Source organism: Arthrobacter liuii (assembly GCF_014639275.1).
Taxonomy (GTDB): domain Bacteria; phylum Actinomycetota; class Actinomycetes; order Actinomycetales; family Micrococcaceae; genus Arthrobacter; species Arthrobacter liuii.
Window position 1 is genome coordinate 30983 of the sequence record NZ_BMFW01000008.1, and the last position, 13787, is coordinate 44769.

A 13787-nucleotide genomic window follows, 5' to 3' on the forward strand; every position below is an offset into this window, starting at 1 on the left:
TACGCTCAGCCTTGCCTCCAGACCCTGACGTAGTCGACCCGGACTGCGCCTGCGGGTCCGGACACCTGTGAGCCAGACCAGTAACCTACGTTGATGACCAGGTAGTGCGGAACTGCGCCGTCCAGGGTCGCATAGGACTGAACCAGCGCACCGTCGAAATAGACATCGTTCCGGCCGGCCTTCCGGTGCAAACCGTAGGTGTGGAACTGCCCTGCCCAGCAGCCGGGGATGCTGGCAGTAGTGTTTTTGGAAGGCGAGTGGTAGTTGGAGTGCATCGTGCCGGACAGGGGTTCGGCTATATCGTTCTCGCCGTGTGCGGGCCAGGACTGCCCCGTTGTCCACCAGGCAGGCCAGTTGTGGATCGTTGTGCCGCAGGTTCCGGGAAAGAGAATCCTGGCCTCGTAAAAGCCGAGCCCGAATGAGGCCCCTACGTGGCCGGCGACTCCATCGCTGGGATTGGTCGCGACCAATGCGCCCTTGTCGGGTCCGGACATCTGCAGTGTAAGCTCGCCGCCCGTAACGCTGACGTTGCTGGAGCATGTCAGGACCTTGTTCACCATGGAGCCCGCGCAGTCTTTGAACCAGTACGGTGTCCAGACTGACCGGTTCAACGTGTCGAAGTTGTCTTCAAACAGCAGCGACCAATTTCCGGGCACTCCGAGAGGCGTCGAAATGCTGGCGGAGGATGCAACGACCGCCGCTGCGACTCCGTTCGCGGCCACAGGAGGCGTGGTGGTTGGCCCTGGTGCGCTGCCGGCGGCCAGCCCTACGCTGGCAGTCAGCACGAGGTTTAGGAGGCCAGCCGCGAGGCTGAGGCATGCCCTGGCGATCCGCATCCCACTCTCCCTCAGGTTCGACCTCCGCCACTGCTCATTGGCCAGCAAAGACAAGGTCCGTGTTCAGGTCGCCAATCGACCAAACTTCGTTCCAGATACCTGTTGCATTCCCGCGCCCAACCTGGCGAAAGCCCGGAAAATGGGGCGGTAGCCTCTGGCAGCAGCCAACCTACACCGGCCCAAAAGCCCGGCATAAGGGTTCTTCGTACCCCACCCACCCATCCGCCTACCCGGAATTCCACCGCTAGGTTCGAGGGTGCCCCTACGGGGTTTTCCCGCTGCCGACGGTGGAAAGGTGGGTGCGCAGGTGTTCCGAGGCCTCCTCGCGCCCTCAGCGCCTCGCGTTATTCGATGAGCCGGCGCAACCTGTTAATGCGTGCCAGGCTTTCGATCCAGCCCTCGCCTGAAATACGTAGCAGCAGCTGGCTGACCTGGGCGCGGGTGAGGCCGCAGCGAGTACACGCTGCCGGTCTGCAACTTCCGACCGGGCTGCCTGGAGCGGAAGTTGTCCAGTGTCAGTTATCCGTCAACCGCCGGGCCGCCGGCCCTGTGGTTGAGGTGAGGAGTTTTACGGCCAGGACCATTGAGAGCGCGGCGAAGGGGAGTTCAACGAGGGCAGCTTCGAGGACTGCGGTGACCAGAGCCGGCCCTTGCTCGGCTGTCGTGACGTCGAAGAGCGCATCGATGCACAGGCTCGTGGAGAAGGCGGTGGCGCTCAGGACGGCCCAGGTCCTGTTTTTGAAGAGGAAGACCGCGGTCAGCAGGGCGGTGAGGCCTTCAAAAGTGTCCAGGGCGAGCCAGGCCGTGTTCCAGTTGTAGGCGACGGTCACCGAGGGCATCGTCCCGCTCAGGTAAAGGATCCACACCACGTAGAACAGGCTCGCTGCGGCGCCGCAACTGATGGCCAGGCGCCGCCATCCCCAGCCCCGAAGGCGGACCAGCAGGTGGCGGCGCATCCGAAGGATCACGGCCAGCGCCAGAAGGACGAGCCCGATCTTCAGTCCGATGAAGTGGGGTCCACCGGTCAAGGCGGCAGACCCGACCCCCTTGGCAAGTGACGCCGTGCCCCGGAGAACTTCCATGAGCGGTGGCTATTCGTAGCGGAGGGAGTCGATGGGGTTTTGCCGTGCCGCCCGCCAGGCCGGCAGGGTGCCGGCGAGGAAGGCGATGATCATGACCAGAAGAATGACCCCGGCCACTGATCCGGGGGCGAAGCTGAGGATTTGCAGTCCGGCGAGGTCGCTGAGTGGGCCCCGGGCGAGAACGCCGCTGATGGCGGTTCCCAGGCCGATGGCGGCGGCGGAGCCTATGAGGCTTCCGAGCAGGCCGATGAACGCCGCTTCGGTGCTGAAAAGTGCGAACACGGAGCCGCTGCCCATGCCCATGGCCTTCATAAGTCCGATTTCCCGGGTCCGTTCCTGCACCGACATCAACAGCGTGTTCACGATGCCGAATCCGGCAGCGACGAGGGCAATGATGGCGAACGCGTCCAGGACGCCGATGATGCCGTTAATGACGGTTTTGACCGTTCCGATGCGGTCCTCGAGCGTCTGGGCTGTGTAGCCCGCGGCGGTGAGCCGGGATTTTATGTCGTTGATCTGGGCTTTTGTTGATGGCGTGAAGGTGGCGGTCGCTGCGGTCCAGGTGTTTTTCGTCGCAGCGGGCGCGCCGGTGCTTTGGGCATCCGTGAGGGCAGCCGTCAGGGCCTTGTTGGCGAAAGCGCCGCCGGAGCCGAGGAGTGCATTGTCTTCCACCCCGCTAATGCGGGCAGTGATGGTGTGCATGGTGCCCGCAGCGTCCTGGATGCCGATGGTGACGTCCTGTCCGATGGCCTGGTCGTTGCCGGGCAAGCCGAGCGGTGTGATGTAGCTGGAGGGAAGCACGATTTGGGGTTCGCTTCCGGCGTCGTCCAGTGGGGCACCGGCGGCCAGTTGGGGCTGGGCCCCGGCGAGGGGGCTGATGGAGAGCTGGTATTTTTCCTGGCTGTTCCACTGGACATAGGCGGGGCTGAGCCGGCTGACCGGGTTGACCCCGGTGATCCCGGGAATGGCGGCAAGGGTATCGAGGTCCGATTGGTTCAAGGCCACCTGTGTTGAACCTGGGCGGCCGCCGGCGGCGAGGACCCGGGTGTTCGGGTCGTATTTCTGCGGGCCGGACCCCGGGCTGGTGCTTGCATCGGTTTTGGTGACCGTAAACGCGTTGCTGGGCCCGACGGCGGCAACCTGGCTGTCGATGTAGTTGGAAATACCGGTGCCCAGTCCGTTGGTGATCGTGAGGGTGAAGGCTCCGACGAAGATCGCCAGGATGGTTAAGGTGGTGCGGAGTTTGCTGCGGAAGCTGTTCGCAATGGCGGTTGTCACGGTCTCGAGCGGTTTCATGCCGCGTGCTCCTCGTCGGTGGTGATCAGCTGTCCGTCGCGGATGTAGAGGCGGCGGTTGAATCGTGCGGCCAAGTCGTGGTCGTGCGTCACCGTGATGAGGGTGATGCCGTGGTTTTGGTTGAGGTCGAACAGGATGTCCTCGACGATGGCGCCCGTGGCGGTGTCGAGGTTTCCGGTCGGTTCGTCAGCGAAGAGGACCTGCGGGTTGTTCGCCAGGGCCCGCGCGATGACCACGCGCTGCTTCTGGCCGCCGGACAGGTTCCCGGCCTTATTGCGGGCCTTGTCTGCCAGCTCGAGCTGTTCGAGGACTGCCATGCCCCGGGCACGGCGTTCCCGCGCCCCGGTCCCGGCGATCTTCAGTGGCAGGACCACGTTGTCCAGCACGCTGGTGGCGTGGTTGAGGAAGAACTGCTGGAAGACGAAGCCGAACATCTGGTTCCGCAAGGTATTCAGTTTCCGGCCGCTCAGGGTCTTCGCGTTCGTTCCGTCAACATGGACCTCCCCTCCGCCGGGAGTGTCCAGGAGGGCGAGGAGGTGCATCAGGGTGGACTTACCGGATCCGCTCTTGCCGACGATTGCCACCGAGTCTCCACGGTCGATGTCCAGGGACACGCCTTTCAGGGCGTCGAAGCGGTCGGGGCCGCGTCCGTAGGTCTTGGTCAGGTCGCGGGTGGACAAAATCGGCACAGACATGGATTTCCCATCAATGGTCGTGAAACGGTGACGCAGGACTGGGTTGGTGCGGCCAGGCGCAGCTCCTCGGCCGCATTCTCCGGAGCGTCGCATGTCACCGTCATCCATGTCCTTCTTTAGCCAGGCTCCATACCCGCTATCGGGTGGTAACCAGCACGCTAGCCATGCGGTAAGTGAACCGCAAAACAAGACGGTAGGGGCCGAACCTTGGTGAAAGCTGACCGAAGTCCGATGGAGGCCAGCCGGTCAGCGGCCCAGGCCTGGAAACCAACGATAAGGTCGGTGGCGTGGGCCACCCCCAGCCGTTGCAGGGTGTGTGCACGTGCGGTTCCGCCGTCGGAGGTATGCCGCTGTTCCACGGGCTTCCTCGCTTTGCCTGCTGATCACGAGATGCCGATCCACCTGGTCGCGTCGATTCCCAAGGGTATGCCTGACGGAATCCCGGCGCCGCTAAACCGACCAGGTTAAGTACGTCCTTCAACATGGCCAAAGCGGCTCCTCGCGGGCTGGAACGGCCGCCCTGCACCGTGACGTCCCGGGCTTCGGGGCAGCTGAAGACGATTGCCTTTTCGGGGCCGGCGATTGAGAACAGCGGCTCGGCTGGCGCCACGGCTTCCAGCTGCACAGTGACCGCCATCGGCCGGTCCAGGGATGTGCGCCCGCCACGGCACGGAGGCGGAGTCCCTGCTGGGCGGCGGCCAAGGCCTTGCACAGCTGATCCAAAACAAACGTCGACGTCCCGTTCGGGCAGGCGCGCACCACAGCGCAGCCCATGCCCCTCAGTGCCACGCGGGCAAGGTCCGCCGTGGGCAGCGCCGCCCCGGTTGCCGCCGAAATCCGGATCCGGCTCTTCCCTTCCGCCGCGGCACGCTCAAGGTCACGCCAGCTGCTGAGGATGTGGCTCTTTGTTGCCGTGACCACGTCCACGCCACTCCTGAGCGCAGCAGACGCTTCCTCCAGCGCGTGGGCGTGTGCCTCAACCGAGGACGGAAGGGCCTGGACCAGAATTCCTGCACCAGCGAGGGCCAGGGTTTCGCCAATGGGCCGGAGCGGCATCCACGACGAGCGTTCAGGCACCACGGAGCCCGGCGCAGGGAAGACCTCTGCCGTGTGCCCCCGGACGGCAGCGATCCGCAGCCCGCAATCCTGTTCCAGGACCGTTTCGGCAAAGGCCTGCCCCACAGGGCCAAAACCGGACAGAACTAACGGCACGGGTACCAACGCCGCCCCTACTTCTTCGTCATCCGGTACCGCTCGATCTGCCGCAGCCGCCGCAGGAGGCTGTCGCGCCGGGGGTGCGGGACGGCGTCGGCCGCTTCTGCGGTGAGGTCGATGTGCTTGGTGCCGTACTGCCAGAGCAGAAGGTCGTCCAGGAGCCGGTCCGGACCGGGGGAGTAGCGGTGGTCCAGAGCCTTGCGGACCTCGGTGATCCGGTTGGCACTGAGCAGCCCTGCCAGCTGCATGGTCTGGTTGAGGCCGTGCGCGGCCATGAGCTCTGCAGCCCAGCCCCAGTCATCATCCACCTTCCGGTCCACGTGGGGGAGGAGGGTGCGCCAGACGTCCCGGATCCGGTTGGGCGTCAGCGGAGCCGCGCCTTCGCCGTCCATGTCCCAGAAGCCGCGGACTTCCTCGTAGCTTTCGTGAAGGTCAGAGAAAGCAGTCTCCACTGTTTCCAGCATGGCGGCGGTGGCGGTGAACTGCCGGTCGAAGTGCGGGGTCCAGGCCCGCGGGTCCTCGGCCTTGAAGCGGATGTCGTGTTCGATCTCGCTCCAGGCGTGGGCAAAGATGGTCCGGATCTGGCACTCGAAGAAGTAGCTGCCATTGGGCTGCAGGTCCGGGTTGAAGACCTGCTGGTACTCCTTGACGGCCTCATTCTGGATGGTGCGCAGGATCAGGTGCCGGCTGGAGTAGCCGTACGTGCCGGACTCGATGGAACCGATGTCCTTCTCGCGGTCGCCCCGGCAGTCGAACAGCTGCCGCTGGCGCTTGATGATGTTGGCGACCGCTGCGTTCTCAGCCGGCAGTTTGGTGATGACGCGGATGCCCACCATGTCATTGAGGGTGCGGAACGGGTCCGGGAACTTCAGCAGCCTCCGGCCGCCGGGCTCCAGCGGCTCCTCGGTGCGCGAGATCTTCTCCTTGAAGGATTCCACCGTCTTGGTCCGGCCGGTGACGAACAGCGGCGTGACCTCGCTGTCCTTCAGCACGTCCCGCAGGACCAGCAGGACGTCCCGGGTAACCAGCTTCAGGGCAGGCCGGACGCGCTCATAAATCTCCACGTTGTGCTGCACCGACTCACGCAGTGGCTCGTCCAGGCTTTCCCAGTTACTCGGCATGATCCCAGCTTAGGGCCGGGGTGCGACAGGAAGCCTTACGTTTCGCCCTCCGAAGTTGATCCGCGCACCACCAGCGAGCTCTCCAGGATCAGCTCCTCCTGCTCCAGCGCCCGGCCCTCCATCAGCCGCCGGAGCTGCTCCCCGGCCTTCAGCCCCAGCCGCGCGGCGGGCAGGTGGACGCTGGTGAGCCCCGGGTTGCTGGTAGCGGAGTAGGGCAGGTCGTCGAATCCGGCCACGGCCAGCTCCGACGGAATCTTTACGCCCGCCACGCGGGCTTCCTGCAGCACGCCGTAGGCATGGGTATCAGTGGCGCATACGACGGCGGTCACCCCCTGGCGCTGCCAGCCCGGCCACGCTTCGGCGAACGCAGCCGCCGCCTCGCCGACGTCGATGGTGGTGGCGGGGATGTGGTCCGGGTCCACGGTCATGCCGCGGGCGGCGGCCTCGGCCAGGAAGGCATCGCGGCGGATGGTGAAGGTGGCCGTCCCGGTAACACTGTCCAGGTAGGCAACGCGCCGGTGTCCCGCGCCGGCGAGGTGGGCTGCCAGTTCACGCGCACCTTGGGCAACATCGAGGTTCACGGCCGGCGCCAGCGATTCCAAGCCGGGGGCATCCAGCAAAACCAGGGGGCCGGCCACGGAGAGATCGGCCAGGAAGCCGGCATTCGGCGCGTCAACCAGGAGCCCTGCGGGCCGCAGGGACATCAGCTTGCGGACGTCGTCGGCCTTGGGAAACTCGCCGGAATCCGTGACGGAGAGCAGCAGCTGGTACTGCGGGCCCAGGGATTCCCGCACCCCGCCGATGACCTTTGCAAAGAACGGGTTGGAAATGTCAGGCGCCACCAGGATCACGATCGAGCTGACGCCCTTGGCCAGGGAGCTGCCGATCCCGTCCACCACATAACCCAGCTCCGTAATGGCCTGGCGCACCCGGGAAATGTTGTCCTCGGAAACCCGCCCCGCGGTCTTGCCGTTAGCCACGAGCGACACCGTGGCCACCGAAACCCCGGCCTGTGCGGCCACCATGGCGGCTGTCACCCGCCGGGGCCGTGCCCGCTGCTGCACCTGTTCACCGGAATCCATACTTCGATCGTAGCCGCCGCAGGGCACGACAAGAGCAGCAGGACATCAAGCGTTTGACGTGCGGCAACGCAAAGACAACGTTAAGCGTTTGACGTAAGCTGCAAAACGGTGCCATGATCACTCCCGGAAGACAGAAACCCCTGCCCCAGGCAGCCCCAATGACGTGGAGAACCATCGTGGAACAAACCCGCACAACCCAGCCCGAACCCAGGAAGATCATCCTGGACTGCGACCCCGGCCACGATGACGCCGTGGCCCTCCTGCTGGCGCACGGCAACCCGAGCATCGAACTGCTCGCCGTCACCACGGTGGTGGGCAACCAGACTCTCGAAAAGGTCACCCGAAACGCCTTGGCCGTGGGCACCATCGCCGGCATCGCCGGCGTCCCCTTCGCCGCCGGATGCCCGCGCCCCCTGGTCCGCAACATCGAAACCGCCCCGGACATCCACGGCGACTCCGGGATGGACGGCCCCGCCCTGCCCGAGTCGACCATCGAGCTCGACCCGCGCCACGCCGTCGACCTCATCATTGACACCGTCATGGCGCACGAACCGGGCACCGTCACCCTGGTCCCCACCGCCGGCCTGACCAACATCGCCATGGCCGCCCGCAAGGAACCGCGCATCGTGGAACGCGTCAAGGAAGTAGTCCTGATGGGTGGCGGCTACCACGTGGGTAACTGGAGCGCCGTGGCCGAGTTCAACATCATCATCGACCCCGAGGCCGCGCACATCGTCTTCAACGAGAAGTGGCCCGTGGTCATGGTGGGCCTGGACCTGACGCACCAGGCGCTGGCCACCCCGGACGTGGTGGAGAGGATCGCCGCGATCGGCACCAAGCCGGCAAAGTTCGTCACCGAGCTGATGGACTTCTTCGCGCACACCTACAAGGACGCCCAGGGCTTTGACTGCCCGCCCGTCCACGACCCCTGCGCGGTTGCCTACGTGATCGATCCCAGCATCGTCAGCACGCGCAAAGTGCCGGTCGACGTCGAGCTGCAGGGCGCGCTCACGCTGGGCATGACCGTGGCCGATTTCCGGGCCCCGGCACCCGCCGACTGCCACACCAGCGTGGCAGTGGACCTGGACCACGCCCGGTTCTGGGACCTGGTCACCGACGCGCTGGTACGCATCGGCGAGCCGGGCACCAACGCCAGGGCGGACGACGGCGCCGCGCACCCTGGTGCGGACCGCACCCAAGCCAACGCGTCCGACGTCGTACGCCCGGAAAGTGCCCGCCTCACCGCCGGAGGGGTCAAGTAAATGGCTGCCACCCTCACCGAAGCGAAGACCGGCCGCGGCAACGTCGCCGCCCTGATGACCGCGCTGCTGGCGGCCTGCGTGGCGTTCCAGCTCAACGCCTCGATGCTCAGCCCCGCCCTGGTGACCATGGGCCAGGAACTCAACACGGACCAGGCCGTCATCGGACTCTCCCAAACCTGGTTCTTCACCGCCGCCGCACTGTTCTCGCTGTTCCTGCCGCGCCTGAGCGACATTGTGGGACGCAAGAAGGTCCTGGTGGGCATGATGGTGCTGATGGCCGTGGGCTCCGTCATCGCGGCGCTCGCCCCGGACGTCACGTGGCTCTTCGTGGGCCGCATCATCCAGGGCGTCAGCGGACCCACCGTCCCGCTCTGCCTGATCATGCTGCGCTCCGCCGTCAGCAACCCGCGCAAATACGGCACGCTCATGGGCCTCATCACCGCCGTCAACGGCGGCGTGGCCGGCGTCGACTCCTTCGTGGGCGGCTACTTCGCCGAGCACTTCGGCTTCCGCAGCATCTTCTGGCTGATGGTGGTCCTGGCCGTCGCCGCCACCGCCCTCATCATGTTCCTCGCCACCGAGAGCCGACCCGCCGCCGGAACCACGATGGACTGGCTGGGCGTGTTCTTCATCGTGGTGGCAGTCGGAGCCCTGCTGACCGCCCTGAACGAATGCTCCAAGCTGGTGGCCGGATTCAACTCCGCCACGCTGATGCTGAGTCTGGCGCTGGTCCTGGTGTCCGCCGTCGCATTTTTTGCCTTCTGGCGTACCGAACAGCGTGCCGCCCAACCGATGGTGGAAACCGTGCACCTGCGCCAGCGCTCCACCTGGGCGCCGCTGCTCACCACCACCCTGACCATGACCGGCATCTTCGCCGTCATCAACGGGATCGTTCCCGCCTATGTCCAGGCCGCCTCGCCGGGGTTCGGTGTTGGGCCCACCGAAATGTCGCTCCTCATTCTCACCCCGTACGCCCTCCTTGGCTGGCTGGTGGGACCCATCAGCGGCAGGCTCGCCCCGGTCCTGGGCTACACCAAGGTGCTGCGGATCGGTTTACTGGGCAGCATCGCCGCACTCGCCGTCATCGCGTTCCTGGGCCTGTCCAGCCTGCCGATGATGATCGCGGGAACGGTCTTGCTGGGCATCATGTACGCCGGTACGGTCAACATCATGCTCAACGGACTCGGTGTTGTCCTCTCGCCCGCCGGCAACCCCGGCTTCCTGCCCGGCATGAACGCCGGCGCGTTCAACCTGGGTGCGGGCCTGAGCTTCCTGATCCTGCCGGCCGTCCTGGTGGCAACGCAGGCACTCGGCGATGCGAAGGCCTCCTACCTGACCGTGGTGGTCGTCGGCCTGGCCCTGACCGTGGCCGCGTTCGTGGCGTCGCTGCTGATCCCCAAGCCCGTTGAGGCCGAGGTGGCCGCGTGAGTGCCGCGGCCGGCCAAGCGGGTTCCGGCAGCAGTGGCCGGATCGTCGTCGTCGGCTCCCTCAACGCCGACCTCACCATCTACTGTGACCGCCTCCCGCAGCCCGGCGAGACCGTGCACGGCAACGGGTTCGCCGTGAACCCCGGCGGTAAGAGCGCCAACCAGGCCGTCGCCGCGGCCCGGCTGGGCGGGCACGTCAGCCTGGTGGGCGCCGTAGGGGAGGACCCCAACGGCGCGATGCTCGAGGCGTCGGTGGCCGGGGCAGGGGTGGACGTCAGCCACGTGCGCACCTCCAGCGAGCCCACGGGTGTCGCCGTGATTGCCGTTGATGCCCGCGGTGAGAACAACATCATCATCTCCGCCGGCGCCAACGGCACTTTGTCCCCGGCCGACGTCGCCGGCGCCGCGGACGTCCTGGACGGGGCGGCCGTGGTGAGCCTTTGCCTGGAGGTCAGCACGGAGACCGTGCTGGCGGCAGCCCAGGCAGGGCATGACGCCGGCGCCACAGTCCTGCTGAACCTCTCGCCTTATGCGGAGATCCCGGCAGCCCTGGCTGGGCTGGCTGACGTCCTGCTGGTGAACGCCCATGAGGCTGCGCAGTTCCTTGGTACCCCGGTTCCTGGGGCTAATGCGTCAGTTGCCGACTGGGACGGGGTCCGCGATCAGTTCGCCCGGCACGGGATCCAGCAGGTCCTGATGACCTTGGGGTCGGAGGGGTCGGTGGTGCTGGACTCCCTGGCCCCGGCCGCCTCCCGCGTGACTCTTGTTCAGGCCACTGCGGTGGCGGCGGTGGACACCACTGGTGCCGGCGATGCCTTCACGGGCGCGGTTGCCGTGCGGCTGGCCGCAGGCGACGCGCTCGCGGATGCCGCCGCGTTCGCCTCCGTTGCCGCGGCTTTGGCGACCACCCGCAAAGGAACCCAGGCCGCATACCCGGTAGCGGCCGACGTCGAACGCCGCCTCCGCTCGGCCTAACCCCCTCATCGACTGCTCCGTAACTGCCGTTTTCGGGCGCCAAAAGGGCAGTTAGGGAGCAGCGGATGAGGGGCCGGCACTAACGGAGCGTGTCCAGCGTGACGCCGGTGTGCTCAGCCAACTGGGCCAGGAGGGCGTCCTGGAACGAGGGATCGGTGGCCGCGGGGTGCGGGGCCTGCCGGCGCTGGTGGTACCAGTAGCCTCCGCTCGTCAGAGCATCGGGGTCGTCGCTGGTGGCCAGCCACTCCTGGGTGCGGTGGCCCAGTTCCAGGCTGTCCGGTGCCGACCGGCCGCCCATCCGGGTGGGCACCCAGCCGGGATCCACGGCGTTGCTGGCGACGCCCGGCACCAGCCGGGCTACCGCTGCCGACAGCGCAGTGACGTGCAGCTTGGTGGTGGAGTAGGAGGCCGTCGTCGTCCGTCCCGCCCAGTCCAGGCCGGTCAGGCCGGTGCCGCCGCCGCGGTGCATGCCGCTGCTCAGGTAGATCAGTCGGCGCGGCCCGGGAATGAGGGCCGTTAGCAGGTACGGGGCCACCACGTTCACGGGCAGCAGTGCCGCGCCGCTGAGGATTCCGGCGTTGTGGATGACCGCGTCAATGCCGCCGATGGTGTTCGCATCCTCCGCGATCTGCCGGACCTCGTCCACGACGGCGAGGTCCCCGGTCACGCACTGCGCCCCGCGGTCCAGCAGATGCTGCACCGCGGGGACGCGCTGGGGGGACCGCGCGTGCACGATCACCTCGTGGCCGTCCCGGAGCAGCGTCTCAGCCGTGGCGAGTCCAAGTCCGTCGGTGGATCCGGTAATGAAGACGCGTGCCATGCGGGGCCCTCCTGGTTGGTTGTGTGTTTCCACGCTACCCGCAGCCCCTGCTGTCCAGCCGATGCCCCGGGGAGAGGTTCAGCCCCGCTTCCTGCCCAAGATCAGTGCGAGCAGTCCTCCGAAGGCCAGAAGGAGCAGCCCCACTGCCAGCAGGCCGGTGTTGACTCCTGTGTTGGCCAGGGTCCCGGGGACGGAGGCAGTGCCCACGGCGTGTGCGGCTACGCCGTTGGAGACCAGAAGACCGCCTGCGATCACGGCGCTGAGCAGGTATCCACGTATATTGCGGTACATCATTTTAGGGTTCTCCTGAAAGTTGGATCGGGCCTACTGGTCAGCCCGCGATTGGCTCATTCCGCATCGCGATGCGGAGGGGCCCAACTAGTCAGGAGATGATCCGGGGTCTGAGGACACCGGTGCGGGGGCAGCGGGCGGGCCGCCCTGGACGGCGGCAATGCCGCCCCCAGGGATTTGGAGGTTGTACGCGCCAAGCCGTGCAGGCGTGGCGGAACCATTCCCGCCGGACGGGCTGCTTCCGCCCGTGGCAGCACCCGGGGTGCCGGGCAGCGCATCCGACGGCCCGCCGGTAGGGGCGTCCTGCGGACCCGCACCTGCCGGCAACGGCGTTCCGGCTGCCGGCTTCGTTCGGGAATCGCAGGCGAGGCCATTGCCGTGCGGTATCCGGTTGACGGGCCGGGCGGAAGCAGTCGCAGCGTCGGCGGTCTCCCCCTCCGGTTTGGCCATCGGGGCCCGCACGGCGTCAGCAGCCTGCGGCACGTCAACAACTGCAGGAAGGGCGGGCTCCGCGCTCGTGGGCCCCGGTGCGACGGGTGTGGGTGCCGGCAAAGGCGCGGCGTCGATGACCGGTTCAAGGACAAGGGCAAGTGGCTTGAGGGCCGCGTCGGCCAGGGGGGGGGACGCCCTCCGCCACCGGGTGGAGGGCCGGCGCGGCACTACGGTTCGGGATTGTGGAGGCGGGGGCAACCGCCAGTCCGTCCGCTCCTGCTTTAACCGGTTCCAGGACGTCCTTGGCCTGGTGGGTGACCCTGGCGGCGACTGAGCCCACGGTGGAAGGGGCGGCACCGAGGAGCGGGTGGCTGGAAGAGGAGGAATCGGCGGAGGCGCCCACGGCGGACAGGATGATCCATGATGCGGCTACCGCCACGCCGAGCAGGAGGGGCCGGAGGAACGCCCACGCACTGCCTTCCGACTTCACGTTGTACGCCTCTCCCCAGCCTCACCTGCAACAATGCTGCCCACCATAAGCACAGACCGGCAACAAGGTCCAACGACTGAACGGTCCTCAGGAAGCGTCCGTCGGGGCGGCTCGGTGGTCGATGTCCGCGGTCAGGGCGTCAATGCGGTCCATGGCTTTGTTGAGCTTCTCGACGGCGGCCCACAGGGCCGGGTGCTGGCGACGGACCTGCCCCAGGCTGGTCCCCGCCGAGCGAAGGGATCCGAGGTCGAAGCTGACGTTGGTGCGGGCGCCGGCGACAGCAGCGCGGAGGGCACCGAACGCGACCACGACGTCCGCAACCAGTGACCGGTTGCCGTTCGCTGCCAGCCAAGCGAGGTCGTCGATGGCTCCGATGGCCCGCTCGCCAAGAACGGCGGAGGATGCCGCGGCTTCCAGCGATGCCTGCCGGATGGCCTCGTCCCGTTCCGGACCCGGCTCCAGCCGGAAGGCGGCGCCGAACGCTTTGGACGCGGACGCATCGTCGTCCGCCAGGCGGAGGGCTTCTTGGCGCAGCGCCTGGGCCCGCACCCGTATCCGGGCCGGTTCCCCGCCGTCGTCCTCTTCGCTGTCGCTGTAGCCGGCAACCATCGACGTAAGCGAGGCTGCCACCGCCAGCATCAGTCCGGTTCCGGCGCCCCCGCCGGGGGAGCCGGTGGACTCCGCCAGGGCGCGCGTCCACTCCTCGACAGTCGACCCCTGGGTGGTCACAACAGGTTCATCCATGTCAGGAGGCGTGCCCACA

The 13787-nt window shown here is 67.0% G+C and carries 15 protein-coding genes; 3 read left to right on the plus strand and 12 right to left on the minus strand.

The genetic code is table 11. The features are described 5' to 3' along the window. Positions 1–5: 5 nt before the first annotated feature. The 8 genes from IEW19_RS10600 to IEW19_RS10630 all read right to left on the minus strand — a co-directional run bounded on the left by IEW19_RS10600 (position 6) and on the right by IEW19_RS10630 (position 7270). A complete protein-coding gene (locus IEW19_RS10600; RefSeq protein ID WP_188571596.1) occupies positions 6–836 on the minus strand; it encodes a glycoside hydrolase family 16 protein in 831 nt (276 codons plus the stop codon). A gap of 515 nt (positions 837–1351) precedes the next feature. Continuing rightward, the gene (locus IEW19_RS10605; protein WP_188571597.1) at positions 1352–1918 is read right to left on the minus strand and encodes a hypothetical protein; all 567 of its coding nucleotides are present in this window, start codon (positions 1916–1918) and stop codon (positions 1352–1354) included. 9 nt (positions 1919–1927) lie between these two features. Next, entirely contained in the window at positions 1928–3214 is a 1287-nt protein-coding gene (locus IEW19_RS10610) for an ABC transporter permease (RefSeq protein ID WP_188571598.1), read from the minus strand. Next, positions 3211–3909, minus strand: a complete 699-nt coding sequence (locus IEW19_RS10615; protein ID WP_188571599.1) for an ABC transporter ATP-binding protein — start codon at positions 3907–3909, stop codon at positions 3211–3213. The genes IEW19_RS10610 and IEW19_RS10615 overlap by 4 nt, the downstream gene beginning before the upstream one ends. Positions 3910–4045: 136 nt before the next feature. Next, on the minus strand, positions 4046–4501 hold the full coding sequence (locus IEW19_RS24225) for a hypothetical protein (RefSeq protein ID WP_373283591.1): 456 nt from the start codon (positions 4499–4501) through the stop codon (positions 4046–4048). After that, positions 4387–5121 carry a hypothetical protein gene (locus tag IEW19_RS10620; protein WP_229748426.1) on the minus strand — a complete coding sequence of 245 codons (735 nt, stop codon included), beginning with the start codon at positions 5119–5121 and terminating at the stop codon, positions 4387–4389. Before IEW19_RS10620 ends, IEW19_RS24225 begins: the two co-directional genes overlap by 115 nt. Before the next feature lie 17 nt (positions 5122–5138). Continuing rightward, on the minus strand, positions 5139–6245 hold the full coding sequence (locus IEW19_RS10625; RefSeq protein ID WP_188571600.1) for a GTP pyrophosphokinase: 1107 nt from the start codon (positions 6243–6245) through the stop codon (positions 5139–5141). Positions 6246–6280: 35 nt separating this feature from the next. After that, complete coding sequence (locus IEW19_RS10630; protein WP_373283592.1) at positions 6281–7270, minus strand: LacI family DNA-binding transcriptional regulator; 990 nt, start codon at positions 7268–7270, stop codon at positions 6281–6283. 215 nt (positions 7271–7485) lie between these two features. On the opposite strand from IEW19_RS10630, the gene uriH reads away from it, so the two are divergent. The 3 genes from uriH to IEW19_RS10645 are packed head-to-tail and all read left to right on the plus strand — an operon-like array spanning position 7486 to position 10991. Continuing rightward, the gene (uriH, locus tag IEW19_RS10635; protein ID WP_188571602.1) at positions 7486–8589 is read left to right on the plus strand and encodes a uridine-preferring nucleoside hydrolase UriH; all 1104 of its coding nucleotides are present in this window, start codon (positions 7486–7488) and stop codon (positions 8587–8589) included. Beyond that, positions 8590–10017 (plus strand): uridine transporter UriT, encoded by a 1428-nt coding sequence (gene uriT / locus IEW19_RS10640; RefSeq protein ID WP_188571603.1) that lies wholly within the window; start codon positions 8590–8592, stop codon positions 10015–10017. Continuing rightward, the gene (locus tag IEW19_RS10645) at positions 10014–10991 is read left to right on the plus strand and encodes a ribokinase (RefSeq protein ID WP_188571604.1); all 978 of its coding nucleotides are present in this window, start codon (positions 10014–10016) and stop codon (positions 10989–10991) included. The genes uriT and IEW19_RS10645 overlap by 4 nt, the downstream gene beginning before the upstream one ends. Before the next feature lie 79 nt (positions 10992–11070). Here the strand turns inward: IEW19_RS10645 and IEW19_RS10650 are convergent, their stop codons facing one another. The 4 genes from IEW19_RS10650 to IEW19_RS10665 all read right to left on the minus strand — a co-directional run bounded on the left by IEW19_RS10650 (position 11071) and on the right by IEW19_RS10665 (position 13768). Continuing rightward, positions 11071–11811: an SDR family NAD(P)-dependent oxidoreductase gene (locus IEW19_RS10650; RefSeq protein WP_188571605.1), complete on the minus strand. Its 741-nt coding sequence runs from the start codon at positions 11809–11811 to the stop codon at positions 11071–11073. A 78-nt stretch (positions 11812–11889) separates the two neighbouring features. Further along, positions 11890–12105, minus strand: a complete 216-nt coding sequence (locus IEW19_RS10655) for a hypothetical protein (protein ID WP_188571606.1) — start codon at positions 12103–12105, stop codon at positions 11890–11892. 84 nt (positions 12106–12189) lie between these two features. Continuing rightward, positions 12190–12585 carry a hypothetical protein gene (locus tag IEW19_RS10660; protein ID WP_188571607.1) on the minus strand — a complete coding sequence of 132 codons (396 nt, stop codon included), beginning with the start codon at positions 12583–12585 and terminating at the stop codon, positions 12190–12192. Between the two features lie 526 nt (positions 12586–13111). Continuing rightward, the gene (locus tag IEW19_RS10665) at positions 13112–13768 is read right to left on the minus strand and encodes a cyclodeaminase/cyclohydrolase family protein (protein WP_188571608.1); all 657 of its coding nucleotides are present in this window, start codon (positions 13766–13768) and stop codon (positions 13112–13114) included. Between the last annotated feature and the right edge of the window lie 19 nt (positions 13769–13787).

Coding starts and splice junctions, on each gene's coding strand:
- IEW19_RS10600 (WP_188571596.1), bottom strand. CDS start 836: ATGCGGATCGCCAGGGCATGCCTCAGCCTCGCGGCTGGCCTCCTAAAC.
- IEW19_RS10605 (WP_188571597.1), bottom strand. CDS start 1,918: ATGGAAGTTCTCCGGGGCACGGCGTCACTTGCCAAGGGGGTCGGGTCT.
- IEW19_RS10610 (WP_188571598.1), bottom strand. CDS start 3,214: ATGAAACCGCTCGAGACCGTGACAACCGCCATTGCGAACAGCTTCCGC.
- IEW19_RS10615 (WP_188571599.1), bottom strand. CDS start 3,909: ATGTCTGTGCCGATTTTGTCCACCCGCGACCTGACCAAGACCTACGGA.
- IEW19_RS10625 (WP_188571600.1), bottom strand. CDS start 6,245: ATGCCGAGTAACTGGGAAAGCCTGGACGAGCCACTGCGTGAGTCGGTG.
- IEW19_RS10630 (WP_373283592.1), bottom strand. CDS start 7,270: ATGGTGGCCGCACAGGCCGGGGTTTCGGTGGCCACGGTGTCGCTCGTG.
- uriH (WP_188571602.1), top strand. CDS start 7,486: ATGACGTGGAGAACCATCGTGGAACAAACCCGCACAACCCAGCCCGAA.
- uriT (WP_188571603.1), top strand. CDS start 8,590: ATGGCTGCCACCCTCACCGAAGCGAAGACCGGCCGCGGCAACGTCGCC.
- IEW19_RS10650 (WP_188571605.1), bottom strand. CDS start 11,811: ATGGCACGCGTCTTCATTACCGGATCCACCGACGGACTTGGACTCGCC.
- IEW19_RS10655 (WP_188571606.1), bottom strand. CDS start 12,105: ATGATGTACCGCAATATACGTGGATACCTGCTCAGCGCCGTGATCGCA.
- IEW19_RS10665 (WP_188571608.1), bottom strand. CDS start 13,768: ATGGATGAACCTGTTGTGACCACCCAGGGGTCGACTGTCGAGGAGTGG.